The organism is Massilia sp. LC238 (genome assembly GCF_000735635.1).
Taxonomy (GTDB): domain Bacteria; phylum Pseudomonadota; class Gammaproteobacteria; order Burkholderiales; family Burkholderiaceae_D; genus Telluria; species Telluria varians.
In genome coordinates, this window is the sequence record NZ_JNNN01000019.1 from 114,612 (window position 1) to 133,897 (window position 19,286).

The 19,286-nt window shown below is 66.8% G+C and carries 17 protein-coding genes; 13 read left to right on the forward strand and 4 right to left on the reverse strand.

Going from position 1 to position 19,286, the window contains the following annotated elements:
- Position 1 precedes the first annotated feature (1 nt).
- Positions 2–976, reverse strand: a complete 975-nt coding sequence (moaA, locus tag FG94_RS04280) for a GTP 3',8-cyclase MoaA (protein ID WP_036207493.1) — start codon at positions 974–976, stop codon at positions 2–4.
- A 188-nt stretch (positions 977–1,164) separates the two neighbouring features.
- Between moaA and FG94_RS04285 the strand changes: the two genes are divergently transcribed.
- The 3 genes from FG94_RS04285 to FG94_RS04295 are packed head-to-tail and all read left to right on the forward strand — an operon-like array spanning position 1,165 to position 5,879.
- Positions 1,165–2,865, forward strand: a complete 1,701-nt coding sequence (locus FG94_RS04285) for a methyl-accepting chemotaxis protein (RefSeq protein WP_081925780.1) — start codon at positions 1,165–1,167, stop codon at positions 2,863–2,865.
- Positions 2,850–3,695, forward strand: coding sequence for an alpha/beta fold hydrolase (locus FG94_RS04290; protein ID WP_051996140.1), 846 nt, complete (start codon positions 2,850–2,852; stop codon positions 3,693–3,695). Before FG94_RS04285 ends, FG94_RS04290 begins: the two co-directional genes overlap by 16 nt.
- A gap of 12 nt (positions 3,696–3,707) precedes the next feature.
- On the forward strand, positions 3,708–5,879 hold the full coding sequence (locus FG94_RS04295; protein WP_081925781.1) for an EAL domain-containing protein: 2,172 nt from the start codon (positions 3,708–3,710) through the stop codon (positions 5,877–5,879).
- A gap of 15 nt (positions 5,880–5,894) precedes the next feature.
- Here FG94_RS04295 and glp read toward each other — a convergent pair whose 3' ends face one another.
- Positions 5,895–7,103 carry a gephyrin-like molybdotransferase Glp gene (gene glp, locus FG94_RS04300; RefSeq protein ID WP_036207496.1) on the reverse strand — a complete coding sequence of 403 codons (1,209 nt, stop codon included), beginning with the start codon at positions 7,101–7,103 and terminating at the stop codon, positions 5,895–5,897.
- A gap of 267 nt (positions 7,104–7,370) precedes the next feature.
- Here glp and FG94_RS04305 point away from each other — a divergent pair, with 267 nt between their 5' ends.
- The 9 genes from FG94_RS04305 (at position 7,371) to FG94_RS04345 (ending at position 16,015) form a co-directional block, all read left to right on the forward strand.
- Positions 7,371–8,051: a Crp/Fnr family transcriptional regulator gene (locus FG94_RS04305; protein WP_027863672.1), complete on the forward strand. Its 681-nt coding sequence runs from the start codon at positions 7,371–7,373 to the stop codon at positions 8,049–8,051.
- Positions 8,052–8,086: 35 nt separating this feature from the next.
- Positions 8,087–9,283 (forward strand): NnrS family protein, encoded by a 1,197-nt coding sequence (locus FG94_RS04310; protein WP_036207498.1) that lies wholly within the window; start codon positions 8,087–8,089, stop codon positions 9,281–9,283.
- Between the two features lie 57 nt (positions 9,284–9,340).
- A complete protein-coding gene (gene hemN / locus FG94_RS04315; protein WP_036207501.1) occupies positions 9,341–10,762 on the forward strand; it encodes an oxygen-independent coproporphyrinogen III oxidase in 1,422 nt (473 codons plus the stop codon).
- Between the two features lie 149 nt (positions 10,763–10,911).
- A complete protein-coding gene (locus FG94_RS04320; protein ID WP_027863669.1) occupies positions 10,912–13,185 on the forward strand; it encodes a nitric-oxide reductase large subunit in 2,274 nt (757 codons plus the stop codon).
- Positions 13,186–13,250: 65 nt separating this feature from the next.
- Positions 13,251–13,514 carry a DUF2249 domain-containing protein gene (locus tag FG94_RS04325; RefSeq protein WP_027863668.1) on the forward strand — a complete coding sequence of 88 codons (264 nt, stop codon included), beginning with the start codon at positions 13,251–13,253 and terminating at the stop codon, positions 13,512–13,514.
- A 9-nt stretch (positions 13,515–13,523) separates the two neighbouring features.
- On the forward strand, positions 13,524–13,991 hold the full coding sequence (locus FG94_RS04330) for an Rrf2 family transcriptional regulator (protein ID WP_036207504.1): 468 nt from the start codon (positions 13,524–13,526) through the stop codon (positions 13,989–13,991).
- A complete protein-coding gene (locus FG94_RS04335) occupies positions 13,988–14,236 on the forward strand; it encodes a DUF2249 domain-containing protein (RefSeq protein WP_027863666.1) in 249 nt (82 codons plus the stop codon). The genes FG94_RS04330 and FG94_RS04335 overlap by 4 nt, the downstream gene beginning before the upstream one ends.
- Positions 14,221–15,486 (forward strand): hypothetical protein, encoded by a 1,266-nt coding sequence (locus tag FG94_RS04340; protein ID WP_036207507.1) that lies wholly within the window; start codon positions 14,221–14,223, stop codon positions 15,484–15,486. The genes FG94_RS04335 and FG94_RS04340 overlap by 16 nt, the downstream gene beginning before the upstream one ends.
- Positions 15,487–15,559: 73 nt before the next feature.
- Positions 15,560–16,015, forward strand: a complete 456-nt coding sequence (locus tag FG94_RS04345) for a chemotaxis protein CheW (RefSeq protein WP_161783934.1) — start codon at positions 15,560–15,562, stop codon at positions 16,013–16,015.
- A 50-nt stretch (positions 16,016–16,065) separates the two neighbouring features.
- Here the strand turns inward: FG94_RS04345 and FG94_RS04350 are convergent, their stop codons facing one another.
- Positions 16,066–16,926, reverse strand: coding sequence for an alpha/beta fold hydrolase (locus FG94_RS04350; RefSeq protein ID WP_036207513.1), 861 nt, complete (start codon positions 16,924–16,926; stop codon positions 16,066–16,068).
- Positions 16,927–17,044: 118 nt separating this feature from the next.
- Between FG94_RS04350 and FG94_RS04355 the strand changes: the two genes are divergently transcribed.
- On the forward strand, positions 17,045–17,866 hold the full coding sequence (locus tag FG94_RS04355) for a LysR substrate-binding domain-containing protein (protein ID WP_200879944.1): 822 nt from the start codon (positions 17,045–17,047) through the stop codon (positions 17,864–17,866).
- Between the two features lie 13 nt (positions 17,867–17,879).
- Here the strand turns inward: FG94_RS04355 and FG94_RS04360 are convergent, their stop codons facing one another.
- Entirely contained in the window at positions 17,880–19,052 is a 1,173-nt protein-coding gene (locus tag FG94_RS04360) for a hypothetical protein (RefSeq protein WP_036207517.1), read from the reverse strand.
- Positions 19,053–19,286: the final 234 nt, after the last annotated feature.

A 19,286-nucleotide genomic window follows, 5' to 3' on the forward strand; every position in this document is an offset into this window, starting at 1 on the left:
GTCAGCCTCCGGTCTGGGCCATGAAGCGGATGATCTTCTCGGGCCGCTCGGTGAATTCGTGTTTCTGGGGCTTGAGTTCGATGGCCGTGCGGATCGCCGCCTCGAGTTCGGCGTCACTGGCGCCGCCGCGCAGCAGCGGGCGGAACTCGAACTTCTGTTCCTGGCCCAGGCACAGGTACAGTGTGCCGTCCACGGCCAGCCTGACCCGGTTGCAGGTCGCGCAGAAGTGCTGCGACATCGGCGTGATGAACCCGATGCTGGTACGGCCATCGCGGGTGGCGAGGTAGCGCGCCGGCCCGCCGCCCAGTTCGACGGCTTGGGGCACCAGATCGTAGCGCTCCTGCAGGCGGGCGCGGATCGGCTGCAGGTCGAGATAGGACGTGTTGCGGCCGGTAGCGCCCATCGGCATCACCTCGATCAGGCGCAGCACGAAGCCGTGTTCGATGCAGAATTCCGCCATGCGATCGATTTCGCCTTCGTTCACGCCACGCATGGCCACCATGTTGATCTTGATCGGCTCGAACCCCGCTTCCTTGCCGGCCATGATGCCGTCCATGATCTGGGCATGGCTGTCGCGTCCGGTGATCGCCCGCATGCAGGCGCGGTCGAGCGTATCGAGGCTGACGTTAATGCGGGTGACGCCGGCCGCGCGCAAGTCGCCTGCATGGCGTCGCAACTGGGTGGCGTTGGTCGACATCGACAGGTCGTCGATGCCGTCGATGGCGGAGATGCGCGCGGCCAGCGCGCTGACGTGACGGCGCAGCAAGGGTTCGCCGCCGGTGAGACGCACGCGCCGCGTGCCGAGGCGGGCAAACGCGCCCAGCAGGCGCTCGATCTCGTCGAAGCCGAGCCAGTCGGCGGGTTCTTCGAAGCCCTTGAATCCGGTCGGGATGCAATAGGTGCAACGCAGGTCGCAGCGATCCGTCACCGACAGGCGCAGGTACTCGATCGTCCGACCAAATCGGTCTTGCAACATGCAATGCTCCAGTCATCATGAATGTCCTCATTGTATGGGGCTCGGGCGGGCGCGACAGTCGGCATGACGGAGGAAGGGAAGTAGTCACTTTGGCCTATTCGCAGACCAGGATGGGGCCGATACACTGCTGATGTTACGCATGGGCAATATATCTTGCCTGGTCCCGGCGCCCCTCCTGAGGCGCCCCAATGACAGAACACTTCATTATCGTGAAATTCTCCAACCTGAAAATCGCCACCCGCCTTGGCGCTGGCTTCGGCCTGGTCCTGCTGCTGCTCGTGCTGGTGCTGGCGACCGGCATGCAAGGCTTCCGTGCGATCGGCCATTCCACCGCCACCCTCATCGACCAGGACCTGGTGAAGGCCGATGCCGCCACGACGATCGATACCATGACCCGCGCCAATGCGCGCCGTACGCTCGAACTGTTCCTGGTGCCGGGCGCGAACGAGCGCGCCCAAATCCGCGACCGGATCGCCGCCAACAAGGACGACATCACGCAGGCCCTCCAGACCCTGGAGCGCCTGATCACGAGCGAATCCGGCAAGACGCTGCTGGCCAGCGTGGTCGAGCGGCGGGTCGCCTACGTTGCATCGTTTTCCTCGGTGAGCGCGCTGATCGAATCCGGCCAGCGCGAGCAGGCCCAGCAACTGGTCATGCGCGAGACCATGCCGAGGCTGGACGCGCTGCAGGAAAGCGTCCAGGCGCTGACCGCCCACCAGAAGCGCCGCGCCGGGGACAGTGGCAAGGCCGTGGCCGCCATGATTTCCTCCAGCGCCACCCAGATGCTGGTGCTGGGACTGCTGGCGCTCGGCGCCGGCGCCGCGTTCGCGATCTGGCTGGCACGCTCCATCGTGCGGCCGCTGCGCAGGGCGGTGCAGGTAGCGCAGGCAGTGGCCGGCGGCGACCTGAGCAGCCGGATCGAGATCACCTCCTGCGACGAGCTGGGCGAACTGCTGCAGGCGCTCGAGATCATGAATGACAATCTCGGCCACATGGTGAACGAAGTGCGTCAGGGCACGGACACGATCGCCACTGCCTCGAGCCAGATCGCCAGCGGGAACCTTGACCTTGCCGCGCGGACCGAAATGCAGGCCAGTGCGCTGCAACAGACCGCCTCGTCGATGGAAGAACTGACCGGGACCGTGCAGCAGAACGCCTCGAATGCCCGCCAGGCCAGCGCGCTGGCGAATTCGACCTCGCTGATCACGGCCGAGGGCAGCGAGGCGGTGGCGTCTGTCGGCGCGACCATGTCGTCGATCAGCGAGAGCGCGCGGCGCATCGAAGACATCACGGGGATCATCGACGCGATCGCGTTCCAGACCAATATCCTGGCTCTGAATGCGGCAGTCGAGGCGGCGCGGGCCGGCGAGCAGGGCAGGGGCTTTGCGGTAGTGGCCTCCGAGGTGCGCAATCTGGCGCATCGCTCCGCAGCCGCAGCGAAAGAGATCAAGGTACTGATCGGCGATTCCGTCGACAAGATTTCGGACGGAACGCGCCTGGCCAGCGAGGCGGCCGATACCATGCGCCAGGTCCTGGGCAGTGTCCAGCGCGTGACCGACCTGATGGCGGACATCAGCGCCGCCAGCGACGAACAGCGCAGCGGCATCGAACAGGTCAACCAGGCCGTGACTCAGATGGACGCGGTGACGCAACAGAATGCCGCGCTGGTCGAGCAGGCCGCCGCAGCCGCACAGTCGATGCAGGACCAGGCCGGCGCCCTGACCCGCACGGTCCACATGTTCAGGCTTGCCGAGCCCGCGGCGGACGGCCAGCCGGCCGCCGCTGCGCGCAGGCCGGCCGGCGTGCGCGAGCGGCTTGCTGCCGGCGGTTCCCGGCTCCTCCAGCTGGGCAACAGCAAGGACGAGGAGCTGGCATGGACGCGCTCCTGAACCCGGCCGGCGTGGCAAGCGCACAGCCCGACGCGGGCGCCCAGTCGGCCCTGTGGCGCAACAACGTACGCTTCGCGGGCGCGGGCGACAGGACCATCGTCTTCGCCCACGGCTTCGGCTGCGACCAGGCGGTCTGGCGCTGGGTCGCGCCCGCCTTCGAGTCGGATCACCTGACGGTGTGCTTCGATCACGTCGGCGCGGGCGGATCCGATCCGGCTTCCTACTGCCCCGAGAAATATGCCTCGCTGGACGGCTACGTCCAGGACCTGATCGAGATCTGCGAGGAGGCGCAACTGCGCGACATCGTCTACGTGGGCCACTCGGTCAGCGCAATGATCGGGATCCTGGCGGCGATCCGCGCGCCGGCGATGTTCGACCGGCTGGTGCTGATCGGGCCGTCGCCGCGCTACCTCAACGACGCAGGCTATGTGGGCGGCTTCGAGCGCAGCGACATGGACGAGCTGCTCGGCGCCCTCGAGGACAACTTCGTCACCTGGTCGGCCAGCATGGCACCGGTGATCATGAACAACCCCGCCCGCCCCGAATTGGGACGGGCGCTGGCCAATACTTTCTGCCGCCTGCATCCCACGGTGGCGAAGCAGTTCGCGCGCGTGACTTTCCTGAGCGATTGCCGCGATGCCTTGCCGCTCGTGCGCACGCCATCTCTGATCCTGCAATGCAGCAACGACGCCATCGCACCGCTCGAGGTGGGGCGCTACCTGCACCAGAGAATCAGCGGCAGCGCGCTCAGGATCATGGCCGCGACCGGACATTGCCCGCACATGAGCGCACCCGAGGAAACCATTGCGGCCATCCGCGCCTTTCTATGACCGGGGCGGCCGATGCGTGACGAGATGACGGTATCCGGCGGCGGCGACCAAGGGACGCCGGCGGACGGTTTCGCCCTGAATTCCTTGTGCGGCATGGTGGCCGTGGGCCTGGACGGGAACATCAGCCATAGCAATGAGGTGTTCCTGGCATGGACGGGATATGACCGCGACGACGTGATCGGCAAGCGCGGCTTGGAGGATTTCCTGTCGCCCGGCGAGCGGGTGTTTTTCCAGGGCCAATGCCAGCCCATGCTGCAGCTCGGCGGCGCCGTCTGTGAACTAGCGTTGCGCTTGGTGGCGCGCGATGGCACGCGCTTCCCGGTGCTGGTCAACGCTGCCCAGCGCAGGAATGCGCAAGGCAAGGTGGTGGGCGCCGATTTCACCGTGTTCAATGCGAGCGAACGCCGGCGCTACGAGGACGAACTGCGCATGGCGCGCCAGCGCGCCGAGGAATCCGATGCGCGCCAGCGCGAGCTGAACCAGCGCCTGATGCAGAGCCATGCCGCCCTGCACGCGCAGACCGAACGCCTGCGGCTGATTCTTGGCGCGATCGGCGACGGCGTCGTCGCGGTCGACGGCGCGGGAACGGTGAGCTACATGAATCCGGCCGCTGCTGCGCTGTGCGCCTGCGACCGCGATGCCGCGCTCGGCATGCCGCTCAGCCGGGTATTCTCGCCGGTAGAGGAACAGGACGGCCAGCCGTTCCACTTGCATGCGCTGTCTCCCGACGCGACACCGGCCGAACCGGCGCGCAGATGGGTGCTGTGCAAGGACAGGGACCGGATTCCGGTCACGCTCTCGGTCGCGCCAATGCGCGACGAGGCCGGCGGGATGCTCGGCCACCTGATCGTGTTCCGCGATGTCTCCGCCAGCCAGGAGTTCGAGTCGCGCCTGCATTACCTGGCGACCCACGACGCATTGACCCAACTCATCAACAGGCACGAATTCGAACGGCGTTTGAGCGCCATCCTGCAGTCGGATTCCCCTGCCGGCCACACGCTCATGTACCTGGACCTCGACCAGTTCAAGATCGTCAACGATACTTGCGGTCACGCTGCGGGCGACGAACTGATGCGCCAGCTTGCGCACGTCATGCGCAGGACGCTGCGCAAGGAAGACACCCTGGCCAGGCTCGGCGGCGACGAGTTCGGGGTGCTCCTGCACCGCAGCGAAGCACACGAGGCCCTCGCCGTTGCCGAGCGCCTGCGCCAGGCGCTCAGGGCCTTCGACTTCGTCTGGGGCGGCAAGGTGTTCCCGATCGGCGTCAGCATTGGACTGCTTGCCTTGCTGCCCGGCGAGATGCTGTTGTGCGATGCCATGCGGATTGCCGATTCGGCCTGTTACGTCGCCAAGGAGAAAGGCCGCAACCGCGTGCACGTCTCGACCCGCGACGACCTCGAGGTCGAGCGCCACAAGGGCGAGGTCGGCTGGATCAGCCGCCTGCATGCGGCATTGAAGGACGAACGCTTCGTCCTGTTCGGGCAGCAGATCCGCGCGCTGCAGGCCGAATCCGGCGCGGCCGGGCACGTCGAGGTCTTGATCCGGATGACGGAGGCCGACGGAACGCTGGTATCGCCAATGGCCTTCATTCCGTCCGCGGAGCGCTACGGCATCATGCCGCAGATCGATCGCTGGGTCATCGGCAGCCTGTTGCGGCGCTTTCATGAACTACACCCGGACTGCGCCGGCGCCCCAGTGTATGCGGTCAACTTGTCGGGCACCACGCTGTGCGACGAGGGCTTCCTGCCGTTCGTGAGGGAGGAGCTGGCGCGCTGGCGGGTCGATCCGGCGCGGATCTGCTTCGAGGTCACCGAAACGGCGGCCATCGCCAACCTGAAGCAGGCAACCCATCTCATTACCGAACTCAAAGCCCTGGGCTGCCGCTTTTCGCTGGACGATTTCGGCAGCGGCATGTCCTCGTTCGGCTACCTCAAACATTTGGCGGTCGACTTCATCAAGATCGACGGCCGCTTCGTCAAGGACCTGCTTGCCGACCGCGTGAACTACACGATGGTGGAGGCGATCCACCGGGTCGGCCACGTCATGGGGCTGCGCACCATCGCCGAATTCGTCGAGAACGCCCAGGTGCTCGAGGCGCTGCGCGGTATCGGTGTCGATTTCGCCCAGGGCTACGAGGTGCACAGGCCGGCGCCCCTGTTTTCCGATCGCGCCGGCGCCGGGTAGCAGCGCGGGCAGGGCTCAGCCGAGCAGTTCGGCGAAGGGCAGGTAGGCAAGCGTGTCGCCGGGTGCGATGCGCTGGCCGGGCGGGCACAGGGCCAGTCCGCTGCCCTGGACCGCAGAGCGCATGAGCGCCGATCCCTGACCGCCGGACAGCACGAGATTGCCGGCCTGGCTGACCCGCACCCGCAGGAATTCGAGCCGCTCGTCGGGACGCTCGACGCTGAACTCGGCCCGCATCGACAGCGGCTGGGGCAGCACGGCGCGCATTCCCTGGAGACGCAGCAGGAAAGGGCGGACGAACAGCAGGAAGCTGACGAAGCAGGCCACCGGATTGCCCGGCAGGCCGATGAAGTGGGTGGCGCCGCCGGGCCGGCGCAGCGTGCCGAAGGCGAGCGGCTTGCCCGGCTTCATGGCGATCTTCCACAGGTCGAGGCTGCCTTCGGCGGCGACCGCCGGCTTCACGTGATCGGCATCGCCTACCGAGGCCCCGCCGCAGCTCAGCACCAGGTCATGGCCGGCGGCCGCATCGCGCAGCACGCTACGGGTGGCATCGAGACGGTCGGGCACGATGCCGAAGTCGTCGATTTCGCAACCGAGTGCGCACAGCATCGATCCGAGGGCGTAGCGGTTGGCGTTGTAGATCTGGCCGGGTCCCAGCGCTGCGCCGGGCATCACCAGTTCGTCGCCGGTGAACAGCATGGCCACGCGCAGCCGGCGTGTCACCGGGAGACAGGCCAGCCCGTTCGATGCCGCGTAGGCCAGTTCGGGCGCGCGCAGGCGGGTGCCGGCCTCCAGCAGCGGGGTGCCGGCGCGGATGTCCTCGCCGATCCGGCGGATGTGCTCGCCGGGCACGGGCTGCCGCTCGATGACGACGCTGCGGCCGTCTTCGGCGCCGCGGCAGTATTCCTGCATGACGACGGCGTCGGCGCCGGCGGGAATGCCGGCGCCGGTGAAGATGCGGGCCGCGCTGCCGGGAGCCAGCGGCGCGGGGGCGTGTCCGGCCGCGATGCGCTGGCTGACCGGCAACACGGCGCCGGCGCCGCATTCGGCGCTGCGTACGGCATAACCGTCCATGGCGGCGTTGTCGGCGCGCGGGACGTCGATGCCGGCATATTGTGTCGCCGCCAGCACGCGGCCGGCCGCGGCCAGGGTGCCGATGGACTCGGTGTCGGTGACCGGATGGGCCCGGGCCAGGAGGAGGTCGAGTGCTTCCTGCACGCTCAGCATATGGGTACTCGTATGACGGTTGATCGAGAAACGCGCGTCGCCATCCCGCTGGGAAGGCCCCTGTATTGTCGGGCGGAAAGGGTGGGCCGGCAATACGCCGGAATGACGATGGCCGCCACGCCGGCTGCTCCAGCGCATGGGTCTGTCGGTACGACGGACTAGCTGCCGTACGCACAAAGAACTACAGCCTTTGCGCGGGCAGAAGTCTATGATCTGAACCGTTCTTATCGAGACATCACGACACGTCCAGCCAGGCCGCCAACCACCATGCCACCACGACATCGCATCGAACCGCGCCAGTTCCTGAAACGCCTGCCCCTGTTTGCCGACCTGTCGGCCGAGCAGCTGGACGCCGTCGCTGCGGCCACCAGCGAGGTACACGCCGCGCGCGGCCACGTCATCTTCAAGCGCGGCGATCCGTGCAACGGTTTTCACACGATCATCTATGGCAACGTCAAGCTGTGCTTCCTGTCGTCCCAGGGGGACGAGAAGGTGGTCGAACTGCTTGGCCCCAACCAGAGCTTCGGCGAGGCGCTGATGTTCATGGATCGCCCCTACATCGTCCAGGCGGAAGCCTTGGCCGACTGCATGCTGCTGCACGTGCGCAAGCAGGCGATCTACGAAGAGATCGAGCGCAACCCGGCTTTTTCACGGCGCATGCTGTCGGGCATGAGCCGCCGCCTGCACGGGCTGATCTCGGATGTCGAATCCTATTCCCTGCGTTCGGGCAGCCAGCGCGTGGTCGGCTATCTGCTCAAGGACGACCCGGTGCCGGGGCAGGAAGTCACTTTTTTGGTAAGCAAGAAGATGATCGCTTCGCGCCTGAACCTCTCGCCCGAGTATTTCTCGCGCGTGCTGCACGACATGGCCGACCACGGCATGCTCGCCATCGACGGGCGCAGCATCACGATCCTCGACACCGAGCGGCTGCGCGCCTACGAAGGCTGAGCGGCCCGGCATCCATCCAACACGGGAGCAACACCATGACATTGCTGCGTATCGAAGACCCGGCCGGCGCCCGCGCGAGCGGTCCCTTGCAGGATCACCCCTTCCTGGCCCTGGGCTTCCGTCCGTTCTACCTGCTGGGAGCCGCCTTCGCTGGCGTCGCCGTTCCCGCCTGGACCGCCGCGTCCCTGGGCTGGATCGCCTCTTCGCGCCTGAATCTCCTGTGGCACATGCATGAAATGCTGTTCGGCTTCGTGATTGCAATCGTGGTCGGCTTCCTGTACACGGCGGGCCGCAACTGGACCGGACTGTGGACGCCGCGCGGCAGGCATCTCGGCGCCCTGGTCGCCCTGTGGGTGGCCGGCCGCGCCGGCATGCTGGCGCTGCCCCCGGCGCTGGCGGCGGCGGTCGACCTGGCTTTCCTGCCGCTGGCAACGATTCCCCTGTACCGGGTGATCCGGCGCGCCGGCAATACGCGCAACCTGGTCATGGTGGTCCTGCTGGCAGTGCTGGCCCTGGCCAATGCCGCCTTCCATGCCAGTGCACTGGGCTTGCTGGCCTTGTCGCCGCTGCAGCCGCTGTATGCGGCCATCGTTGCCATCATCGTGATCGAATCGGTGCTGGGCGGACGGGTGATTCCGAACTTCACTGCCAATGCCGTGCGCGGCGTGCGCACCACCAGCGATCCCCGCCTGGAGAAGGCCAGCCTGGCCCTGACCGCGGCGACCGGCCTGGCCTGGGCCGTGCTGCCGCTGTCGCTGCCGCTCGGCGTGCTGGCGCTGGCGACGGCGCTGGTGCAGGCGGTGCGGATGGCCGGCTGGAAGCCCCTGTGCACGCTGCGCAATCCGCTGCTGTGGATCCTGCATCTGTCGTATGCATGGATTCCGGCCGGCTTCGCGGTGCTCGCGCTGGCCTGCTTCGGCATGGCGCCGCACAGTGCCGCCGTGCATCTGCTGGCGGTGGGGGCGATGGGCGGCCTGATCATCGGCATGATCACCCGCACCACGCTCGGCCATACCGGGCGCATGCTCAAGGCGGGGAGGGCGGAGACCGCAATGTACCTGCTGCTGCAGGCCGGCGTGCTGGCGCGCCTGGCGGCGGCCCTCGGCGGCGGCGGCGTGCGCGAATGGGGCCTGGTGCTGGCCGCGGCGTGCTGGAGCCTGGCGTTTGCCCTGTTCTGCGCCGTCTATGGGCCTTACCTTGCGCGGCCGCGCATCGACGGGCGCGAGGGCTGAGCGCCCTGCGTGTACGCACTGCCGCGCGCTGCGCGGCCTATCACCTTTTCTTGTCTCATGAATTCACATTCCCACACCCTGCCGCCTACCGTCCTGAACGCCGACCTGGTGGCACGCATGAGCCGCCAGGGGCCGCGCTACACATCCTACCCGACCGCCGACCGTTTCGTTCCGGATTTCGGCAGCCAGGGCTACCAGGCCGCTGTCGAGCGGCGCCGCGCCGCGCCCGCCCGGCCTGCACTGTCCCTGTATGTCCACATTCCGTTCTGCCGCTCGCTGTGCTATTACTGCGCCTGCAACAAGATCATCACGAATGACCGCGACAAGGCCGCCGAATACCTCGCTTACCTGATGCGCGAGATCGACATGCAGGCCGCCCTGTATGGCGGCATGAACCGGGTCGAGCAGCTGCATTTCGGCGGCGGCACCCCTACCTACCTGAGCGGCGCGCAGATGGACACCCTGACGCGCCACCTGCGCGAGCGTTTCGACTTCGCTCCCGACGGCGAGGGTGAGTACGGGATCGAAATCGATCCGCGCACGGTCGATGCGGCCCGCATCGCCGAACTTCGCACCCAGGGCTTCAACCGTATCAGCCTCGGCGTGCAGGACTTCGATCCGGACGTGCAGCGGGCGGTCAACCGCATCCAGCCGGAGGCGCTGACGCTCGACGCCATCGCGGCGGCGCGCGCCCACGGATTCCGCTCGGTCAGCATCGACCTGATCTACGGCCTGCCGAAGCAGAGCGTGGGCTCGATGCAGCGCACGCTGGACAAGGTGGTGGCCGCCTCGCCCGACCGCATTTCGGTCTATAACTATGCGCACATGCCTGACCTGTTCAAGTCGCAGCGCCTGATCCGCGAGGAAGACATGCCCTCGGCCCAGACCAGGCTCGACCTGCTCGGCCTGTGCATCGGCCACCTCACGATGCATGGCTACGTGTACATCGGCATGGACCATTTCGCCAAACCGGACGATGAACTAGCGCTGGCCCAGCGGGCCGGCAAGCTGCACCGCAACTTCCAGGGCTACTCGACGCATGCCGAGGCCGACATGCTGTCCTGCGGCGTCTCGGCGATCAGCGCGGTCGCCAATGTCTACAGCCAGAACGAGAAGTCTCTGGGCAGGTACTACGCGGCGCTCGATCGCGGCGAGCTGCCGGTGGCGCGCGGCATCGAACTGCGTCCCGACGACCTGGTGCGGCGCGACCTGATCCAGCGCCTGATGTGCGACTTCGATCTCGACATCCATGCGCTGGAAGACCGCCATGGAATTCTTTTCGACGTCTATTTCGCGCGCGAGCAGACCCAGATCGAGACGCTCGAGAAGGATGGACTGGTGACCCGCGCCCCGGGGCGCCTGCAGGTGACCGACGAGGGACGCTTTCTAATCCGGAATGTCTGCATGGTCTTCGACCGCTACCTCGGCACCGGCAGCGCGCAGCCCCTCCAGCGCATGCCCTATTCGCGCACGATCTGACATCGGCAATCCCGCCTGCAGGCGATGGCGGGGTTTTCTTGATCTGGACTATCCAAAAGATGTAAATAGTTTGCATCATTTGATGCCGAGACCTACGATGCCGGACAGAACAACGCAACAGTGTTCTGTTCACTCTCACAAGGACAATCATGCAAGCCACAAAAAAACTCTGGACATGGCTGGCCGTCATCTGTGTGATCTCGTTTTCCGTACTCGGCTGGGTCGGCAGGGAGATCTACCTGGAGGCGCCGCCGATACCGCTCACCGTGACCGATGCGAAAGGCCAGGTGCTGTACCAAGGACCGCAGATCCAGCACGGCCAGCAGGCCTGGCTGGCCGCCGGCGGGCAACAACTGGGCAGCGTCTGGGGCCACGGCAGCTACCTGGCCCCGGACTGGTCGGCCGACTGGCTGCACCGCGAGGCGCTGGCGCTGCAGGACCTGCTGGCGCTGCGCGACTTCGGGCGTGCCTACGGCGATCTCGACGCTGGCCGGAGGGGTCAGGTCGATGCCGGGGTCCGCGAGGAGCTGCGCCGGAATACCTATGATGCACACACCGGCGTGCTGGCGCTGTCCGACCTGCGCGCACAAGCCGTGCGGCAGGTGGCGCGCCATTATGCCGGCCTGTTCGGCAGCGACAGCCGTTTCGACGCACTGCGCGAGCAATATGCGATGAAGACCGGCTCGCTTCCCGTCGAAGCCGACCGTGCCGCGCTGACCGGCTTCTTCTTCTGGTCGTCCTGGGCGGCCGCGACCGACCGCCCGGGCCAGCCAGGCCTGAGCTATACCAGCAACTGGCCGCACGAGCCGCTGGTCGGCAATACGCCGACCGCCGGCGCCGGTATCTGGTCGATCGCCAGCGTGATCCTGATGATCGCTGCGATTGCCGGGATGGTGTTCGTCCACGGCAGGCACAAGGACGAGGACGATCCGGCGGCACCGGAGAGCGACCCGCTGGCGAAGCTAGGCATCACGCCCTCGATGCGCGCCACCCGCAAGTATTTCTTCGTGGTAGTCGGGCTGATCCTGGCGCAGGTCGGCATGGGCGTCATCACCGCACACTATGCGGTCGAGGGCACCAGCTTCTTCGGCCTGCCGATCGGCGACATCCTGCCGTTCACCGTCAGCCGCACCATCCACACCCAGTTCGCCGTGCTGTGGATCGCTACCGCATGGCTGGCGACCGGCCTGTACATCGCGCCGGCCATTTCCGGACACGAGCCGAAGCACCAGAAACTGGGCGTCAACCTGCTGTTCTATGCGCTGCTGTTCATCGTGGTCGGCTCGACGGTCACCGGCTGGCTCGGCACCCTGCGCGCCGCCGGCACCGACTTCTCGTTCTGGATCGGCAACCAGGGCCTGGAATTCACCAGCATGGGCCGGGTATGGCAGGTGCTGCTGTTCATCGGCCTGCTGTTCTGGGCCTTCCTGCTCGGCCGCGGACTGTGGCCGGCGCTGCGCAAGCCATCCGAAAGCCGCGGCCTGGTCGCCATGGTGTTCCTGGCGGCGCTGTGCATCGGCGGTTTCTACGCCACCTCGCTGACCTGGGGCCGCAGCACGCATTATTCGATGGTCGAATACTGGCGCTGGTGGCTGGTCCACCTGTGGGTCGAAGGCTTCTTCGAAGTGTTCGCGACGGCCGTGATTGCGCTGCTGTTCACCCGCCTGGGCCTGATCCGCGCCGCTTCCGCCAACAGCGCGATCGTGCTCGAGACCATCGTGTTCCTGTTCGGCGGCATCCTCGGCACGCTGCACCACCTGTACTTCACCGGTACCCCGACCTCGGTGATCGCGCTCGGTTCGATGTTCTCGGCGCTCGAAGTGGTGCCGCTGTCGCTGATCGGGATCGAGGCGTATCGCAACTACCAGCGCACCCGGGCGGCGCCGTGGGTACGCAACTACAAGTGGGCGATCCTGTGCTTCATCGCGGTCGGCTTCTGGAACACCGTCGGCGCCGGCCTGCTGGGCTTCTCGATCAACACCCCGATCGCACTGTATTACATGCAGGGCCTGAACATGACCGCAGCGCATGGTCACGCCGCGCTGTTCGGCGTCTACGGCATGCTCGGCATCGGCCTGATGCTGTTCTGCCTGCGCGGACTGAGCGCAGGCATCGGCTGGTCCGATTCGCTGCTGCGGCCGACCTTCTGGCTGCTCAACATCGGCCTGGCGATGATGGTCTTCATGTCGCTGGTCCCGGCCGGCATCTACCAGGCGCATGCCAGCATCACCAAGGGCATGTGGTACGCCCGTTCGGCCGAGGTCGTTCATTCGGCCTTCATGGAGAACATGGTGTGGCTGCGGGTGCCGGGCGACATCGTGTTCGCCGTCGGGATCCTGTTCCTCAGCCTGTTCGCCCTGCGCCTGATGCGCGGCAGGCGTGAGCCGCAGGCCGGCGCCGGCACCGTCGCGGCGCGCGCCTGAAGCAGCGAATCCGCCCGCTCCGGCGGCCGCTCGCATCTACAACAGATTCACGAAAGGAGTAGCACATGCCACACGATTGTTCCGCCCCCATGAGCCCGGGCCGCACCTATGTGTTCGATGCCAGGGGCGTCGACCGCCGCTTTCGTCATGCCGCCATCTTCGGCGCCTTGCATACGCTGTTGCCAGGCGAATCGATGAGGTTCTGCAACGATCACGATCCGATTCCGCTGCTGAACGAAATCGACGACGTCTTCGGCGAACGGGTCAACGTCGTCTACCATCGGCGCAGCGTCGGCGACGTCGTCATCGATTTCAGATTGCGCTCCTGAGGAGACGCCATGCGGCTGACCGAGTTTACCGACCACGCCTTGCGCCTCCTGATGTACCTGGGCAGCTGCCACGGCCGCATGGCAACCATCGACGAGGTCGCCCTCGAGTACGGCATCTCGCGCAACCATCTTGCCAAGGTCGTCAACGAACTGGCGACCGACGGCGTGATCGTGGCGGTCCGCGGGCGCTGCGGCGGCATCCGGCTCGACCGCGATCCGCGTGAGCTTCGCATGGGCGACATCGTGCGCCGCACAGAACCGAATTTTCACATGGCGCAGTGCTTCGGCGGCGACGCTGGCGCGTGCCCGTTCGGCGCCGCCTGCCGCCTGCGCCAATCGCTGGCCAGGGCGACCGAGGCTTACCTTGCCGAGCTGAACCGGCTCAGCCTCGCCGACCTGCTGGCCACGGCAGGCGCGGCCGAGCCGATCACCGCGCTTGCCGTTTCCCCCTTCGAATCAAAGGAGTTTCTCTCATGAGCGCAGCGACTGCCGCCGCGGCTTTTCTCGATGTGTCCGGCCTGCTTCCACCCGAGCCGATGGAACGGATTCTGGAAGCGCTGGCGACGCTGCCGCCTGACATGGCCCTGCAGGTCCTGATCGACCGCGAACCTTTTCCCTTGTACCGGGTGCTCGAGCGCCATGCTTATCGCCACCGGCTGACCCCGCGCGACGACGGCAGGTTCGACCTGGCCATCCAGAAAAGATCATGCAACGAACACTGAGCTATGGCGCGATGCCGCCAATCTGGGTGCCCTTGCCCTTCCTGCTCACCGCTCCCTGCTTTGTATTCGCCGCAGCGCTCCTGCTGATGTGGCATGGCGAGGCGGCGCTGAGCTCGCGCTGGACGCCGGTCACGCTCGCTATGACGCACCTGCTGAGCCTTGGCTTCCTCACGATGACCATCGTCGGTGCGCTGTTTCAGATCCTGCCGGTCGTCGCCGGGACAGCGGTCAAGCTGGCCGGCCCGGTGGCGCTGCTCTCCTGGAGTGGCCTGGCGGGGGGCACCGTCATCCTGGCCGGCGCCCTTGGCCTCGGTCTGGGCCCCGGGTTCTATGTGACGGCCGCCAGCCTGCTCGGCCTTGCCGGACTGGTCGTCCTGAGCGCAGTAGGAGCGGCGATCTCGCGCCGGATCGTGCCGGCCGCCCGGCCCCTGGTGGCAGGCGTGCGTCTGGCGATCTCGGGGCTGGCCGTGACGATGGGCCTGGGCGGGGCGCTGGCCATGTACCTGGCCGGTCTCGGCATGCTGGATGTGCTGCTGTTCGTCGACGTGCACGCGTCCTGGGGACTGGTCGGCTGGATCGTGGCCTTGACCGCGGCGGTCTCGTTCCAGGTGATTCCCATGTTCCAGGGCACGCCAGCCTACCCGCGCTTGCTGGAGGAGGGCATGCCGGTGCTGCTGTTCGCGCTGGTGCTCGCCTGGAGCGGCGCGGCGCTGCTGAAGCTGCCCGGCCTGCAACTGGCGGCAGAAATCGGGGTGGGAGCGCTGATGCTGACGTACGTCGCGACCACCTTCCAGTTCTTCCGCCGGCGCAAGCGCAAGGCCGATGTCGGCACCTTCTACTGGAGCCTGGCCATGGCTTGCCTGGCGCTGGCGATCCTCGTGCATTTCCTGCCGCTCGCGCCCGACCGGCGCGCCCTGCTGACCGGCGTGCTGGTCATTGCCGGCTTCGGCATGTCGGCGGTGAACGGCATGCTCTACAAGATCGTCCCCTTCCTGGTCTGGTATCACCTGCAGTGCGACGTCCGCGCAGGCGGCGCCCGCGTGCCCGGCGTGAAGTCGATCGTGGACGAAGCGCGCGCCCTGCGCCAGTGGCGCTGGCATGTGGTCGCGCTATGCCTGCTGCTCGGTTCGCCGTTGGCGCCCTCCGTGCTCGCCAGGCCGGCCGGGCTGTTCATGACGCTGGCCATGTTGCTGCTGATTCGCGACCTGGGCGGCGCGTTACGGCTCTTTCTGCGTTTGCGCCACGCCTGAGCTGCGCGCATCGACCCTGTTCCTACCCCTTTTCAATTCACGCATGCATTCATTTGACGACACCGATCCGTACATGAAGTTTTCCGACATGTTTGCGCAGATCCGCTTGCAACGGGTCAAGGCGCTGGGCACCGAACTGGCGTTCGATGCAGTCAGTCTTTGCGAGCTGCTGGATCTGGCGCCGATCCACGCTCCAGTGCGCCTTGGCAAGGGACTCGTCATGTCTTACGAAGGACAGATTATTCCGCTTGTCGACTTCCGTTCTTCTTCGGGCAAGGAAAAGCCGATGACGGGGAGCCGCCTGGTGGTCGCGAACGTCCAGCACTGCAGGTTCGCCCTGCTGGTCGACCGTATCCGCGAACCGGTCAATGTCGACTACGCCGCGATTCGCATCCCGGACCAGGCGCTGGTCGAACGTTGTCCTTATCTCGTCGGATCCGTAGGGTGCGATGGGGACGAGGTCCACCTGATCGATCTGGAACGCTTGCTGGGGCCGGCAATCAGAACCCATCTGCACGGTGAGGACTGATGGCCGGTCGGGCTGCCCGCGAAGCCCGTCACCGGCGCCGCAGACACGGCCTATGCCGCCTGTTTCCCCAGGAATGCATGGAGCAGGCGGTTGAACGCCGCCGCGTGCGTCACGTTCATCCCGTGCGACGCGCCCGCCATGCTGCGCTTGTCCACGTGTGCCATCCAGCCTGCCAGATGGTCGACGTTATCGCGGTACATGCGTGGGCTGCGCTCTCCCGCGAGGAGCAGGGTCCTGCAGCGCAGCTCGGCCGCGCCGGCGCGGGTATAGGCCGGCAAGGGATCGCGGAACTGCTTCGGCAGCGTTGCCGCATTGGCGATCGCCATGCTACGGAACGAGGCCGGGCTCTTGCGCCAGATGCCGGGAATGCTCACCGAGTCGACGAACAGCTCCAGGCCCGCGTCGAGTTCTCCAGTCCCGATCAGCTCGGCAACTCGCGCGCGGACCGCCTCGTCCGACGAGGACAGCGGCGCCGGCGGCGTCGGGCCGGCCTGCAGCGGGCCGGCGGGATCCGCCAGGGTCAGCGTTTTCACGAGTTCCGGATAGCTACGTGCCAGGTTGAAGGCGACGCATGCGCCGCGCGAGTGGCCCACCAGGTGCACCGCGCCAAGGTTCATCGCCCGGATGAAGTCCGCCAGTTCCGCGACATGCAGCTGCCAGCTGAAAGCGCCCAGGGCGCCGGCTTCGTCGCCAGGCCAGTAGTGGCTGAGGCTGACCGAGAAGCAGGAGAAGTGCTGCGACAAGGCGTCCGTCTGGCTGTTCCAGTAGCGGTAGTCGCACAGCGAGCCATGCACGAAGAGCAGCGGCTCCCCGGACCCGGTCGCCACGTAGGGGATGCGTACCCCGGACGGAACGGTGGCAAAGCAAAGCTCGGGGACTGCGAAGATGCGTGGATCGGTGGCTGCGTTCATGTCTGGCTCCTTTCCAATACTATGCACGATGGCATTGCTTAAGAAAATCGCATAATATTGAAGGCATCTATCTGTTTTTCTGATACCTGTGAAAGCACTCGACCTGGACGTCCTGGCCATGATCGTGGCAGTGGCCGATACCGGCAACATCAGCCGCGCGGCCGAAGTCGTCCACCGCTCGCAATCGGCGGTGAGCATGCAGATCAAGACGCTCGAGACCGCGCTCGGCAAGCCGCTGTTCGTACGCAGGCCGCGCAGCGTCACGCCGACGCAGGACGGCGAGGTCCTGCTCACCTACGCGCGGCGCATGCTGGCCCTGCGCGACGAAGCCTGGGCCGCGGTGGTCCGGCCCGACGTTACCGGCCGGGTCGTGCTCGGCGTGCCCGACGACTATGCCTCGTCCTTGCTGCCGCCGATCCTCAAGAGGTTTTCCGCCACCTATCCGAAGGTGGAGATCCAGGTGGTCGGCCTGCCGAGCGTGGCGCTTGCGCCCATGGTGAAGGACGGCACGGTCGACCTGGTGTGCGCCACGCGCGTGAAGGGCTTGTCGGGGGAGTTCGTGCGCTTCGAACCGATGGTCTGGGCCGCGTCGCCCAGCGTGCACGAGATCTGGCGCGAGCGGCCGCTGCCGATCGCCGTTTTCCTGCCCGGCAGCGTGGCGCGCGAGAACGCGATCCGCAGCCTGGAGCGGGCAAGGATTCCTTACCGGACCTCGTATGAAAGCCCGAGCCTGATGGGGCTGCTCAGCATGGTCGAAGCGGGCCTGGCCATCGCGCCGCTGGCGCGCTGCGCGGTACCGGCGCACCTGAGCCAGCTCGGCCAGGCGCAGGGCTTGCCGGAACCGGATGCGCTGGAAGTCATCCTGGCGCGCAGCAGCAAGTCGCGGCGTCCGTCCTGCGACTTCATGGCCGAGACCATCATGTCGGAGTTGCGGCGCTAGGCCCGCGGGCGTGCTAATGACGGCGCTGGCTGCCCGAGCCGTATGGGTGCGTGCTGACCGGGCGCGCGTCGGGAAAGGCGTTGCGAAAGCGCGTGCTGTCCTTGCCGTTCGCATCGATCCATGCGCGTGCTTCGGCCACCCGTTCGGCGTCCTCGAAGCAGTAGACGTCGCCGTCGAGTGTCACCTCGTTTGTCAGTTCCATTGTTCCTCTCTTTTTGTGCGAGGGCGGACTGTATACGAAATCCGCAAGCTGCGTACGGCGCGGCATCCCGGCCAGGGCCCCCGAACATGCTCCTGCGGTGCAGCTTGCGGCCGTAGCGGTAACCGGGGCGAGATCCCCGTCATGCGTGCCGGGATGGGTGCGGTCGTGATGAAGGCGATAGTCGTCCTCGTCCATGTCATTGCCGACCCTGATCCTGCTCCAGCCGTGCTTGACGGCGTCCATGAAATTTTCCCAGGCCGTGGGTTGGCCCGGATGCCTGCATCCCGGCGCGCTCCCCGGTGCGGGACAGGCCAGGTCCGAACCGGGGCCGCGCGATGCGCCGGCGTCCTGTGCGTTGTTGGCGTAACGCGTCCTCCAGTGACTCCGGCGATAGCTGTCGTCGTCGATCTCCGGATGCGTGCTGTCCCAGCCGAGGCGGACCGCCGGCGCGGCCAGGTCCCATCCGTGGCTATCCGGATCGCGCGCTTCCCACAGCACCTTCAGGTCGGCGTGCGCCTCATGCCATGAACGGTTGCGGTAGCGCGCGTTCTCGTGCAGGTCATGGCCGAAACGGTAGGCCGCACGCGCGGCTTGGTCGATGTCCGTCCGCCCACCGAATGGGCGCGTGCCGACCTCCTCGCCGCCAGTGCGCATGAAACCGGCAATCAGGCCGGCGGCACGCGTGGCATCGTGCGTCGAATCGGTCCACAGGGTAAGGACATGGCTGTCCACCTTGCCCGTCGCAGGCGCCGTCGCCGGGCGGCTGCCTGCATGGCCGAGCAAGCGGGAAAGCAGGCGCGCGGTCGAGGCGCCGGGGCGCTCGCGCCACTTCGGGGGAGGTGCGTCGCCCGTGGTCGCGGAACGCGCGCCAGCGATGCTTGCCAGGCCGGTATCGGCGCGCGCGTATCCGGAGGCGAGCAAGACGTCCAGCGCCTGCTGGGCCTTGCCGCGGTCGTCGAAGACCGCCTTGAGCTTGTGTCGCATGATGCCCTCCTGCTGCCATGAATGAAAAAAGCATGCTTGCCGGCGGTGCGGGAATGCCCGGGATGCGCGCATGGACGATGCCGGTGGAATCGCGGTGCGTGGTACGGCCCGCAGCGTGCGGGCTGATGTGGGTTGCCTGCGGCAGTGCTCGCGACTTGCAGCGAATGGTCGGCGACCGGAAGGGCAGGGCCGCCACAGATCTGCGGCGGCGATGTCGCAGTGTACTCCCATCTG

Bases quoted from the DNA above. Each gene is read 5' to 3' on its own strand.
- moaA (WP_036207493.1), bottom strand. From the start codon at position 976: ATGTTGCAAGACCGATTTGGTCGGACGATCGAGTACCTGCGCCTGTCG.
- FG94_RS04285 (WP_081925780.1), top strand. From the start codon at position 1,165: ATGACAGAACACTTCATTATCGTGAAATTCTCCAACCTGAAAATCGCC.
- FG94_RS04290 (WP_051996140.1), top strand. From the start codon at position 2,850: ATGGACGCGCTCCTGAACCCGGCCGGCGTGGCAAGCGCACAGCCCGAC.
- FG94_RS04295 (WP_081925781.1), top strand. From the start codon at position 3,708: ATGCGTGACGAGATGACGGTATCCGGCGGCGGCGACCAAGGGACGCCG.
- glp (WP_036207496.1), bottom strand. From the start codon at position 7,103: ATGCTGAGCGTGCAGGAAGCACTCGACCTCCTCCTGGCCCGGGCCCAT.
- FG94_RS04305 (WP_027863672.1), top strand. From the start codon at position 7,371: ATGCCACCACGACATCGCATCGAACCGCGCCAGTTCCTGAAACGCCTG.
- FG94_RS04310 (WP_036207498.1), top strand. From the start codon at position 8,087: ATGACATTGCTGCGTATCGAAGACCCGGCCGGCGCCCGCGCGAGCGGT.
- hemN (WP_036207501.1), top strand. From the start codon at position 9,341: ATGAATTCACATTCCCACACCCTGCCGCCTACCGTCCTGAACGCCGAC.
- FG94_RS04320 (WP_027863669.1), top strand. From the start codon at position 10,912: ATGCAAGCCACAAAAAAACTCTGGACATGGCTGGCCGTCATCTGTGTG.
- FG94_RS04325 (WP_027863668.1), top strand. From the start codon at position 13,251: ATGCCACACGATTGTTCCGCCCCCATGAGCCCGGGCCGCACCTATGTG.
- FG94_RS04330 (WP_036207504.1), top strand. From the start codon at position 13,524: ATGCGGCTGACCGAGTTTACCGACCACGCCTTGCGCCTCCTGATGTAC.
- FG94_RS04335 (WP_027863666.1), top strand. From the start codon at position 13,988: ATGAGCGCAGCGACTGCCGCCGCGGCTTTTCTCGATGTGTCCGGCCTG.
- FG94_RS04340 (WP_036207507.1), top strand. From the start codon at position 14,221: ATGCAACGAACACTGAGCTATGGCGCGATGCCGCCAATCTGGGTGCCC.
- FG94_RS04345 (WP_161783934.1), top strand. From the start codon at position 15,560: ATGAAGTTTTCCGACATGTTTGCGCAGATCCGCTTGCAACGGGTCAAG.
- FG94_RS04350 (WP_036207513.1), bottom strand. From the start codon at position 16,926: ATGAACGCAGCCACCGATCCACGCATCTTCGCAGTCCCCGAGCTTTGC.
- FG94_RS04355 (WP_200879944.1), top strand. From the start codon at position 17,045: ATGATCGTGGCAGTGGCCGATACCGGCAACATCAGCCGCGCGGCCGAA.
- FG94_RS04360 (WP_036207517.1), bottom strand. From the start codon at position 19,052: ATGCGACACAAGCTCAAGGCGGTCTTCGACGACCGCGGCAAGGCCCAG.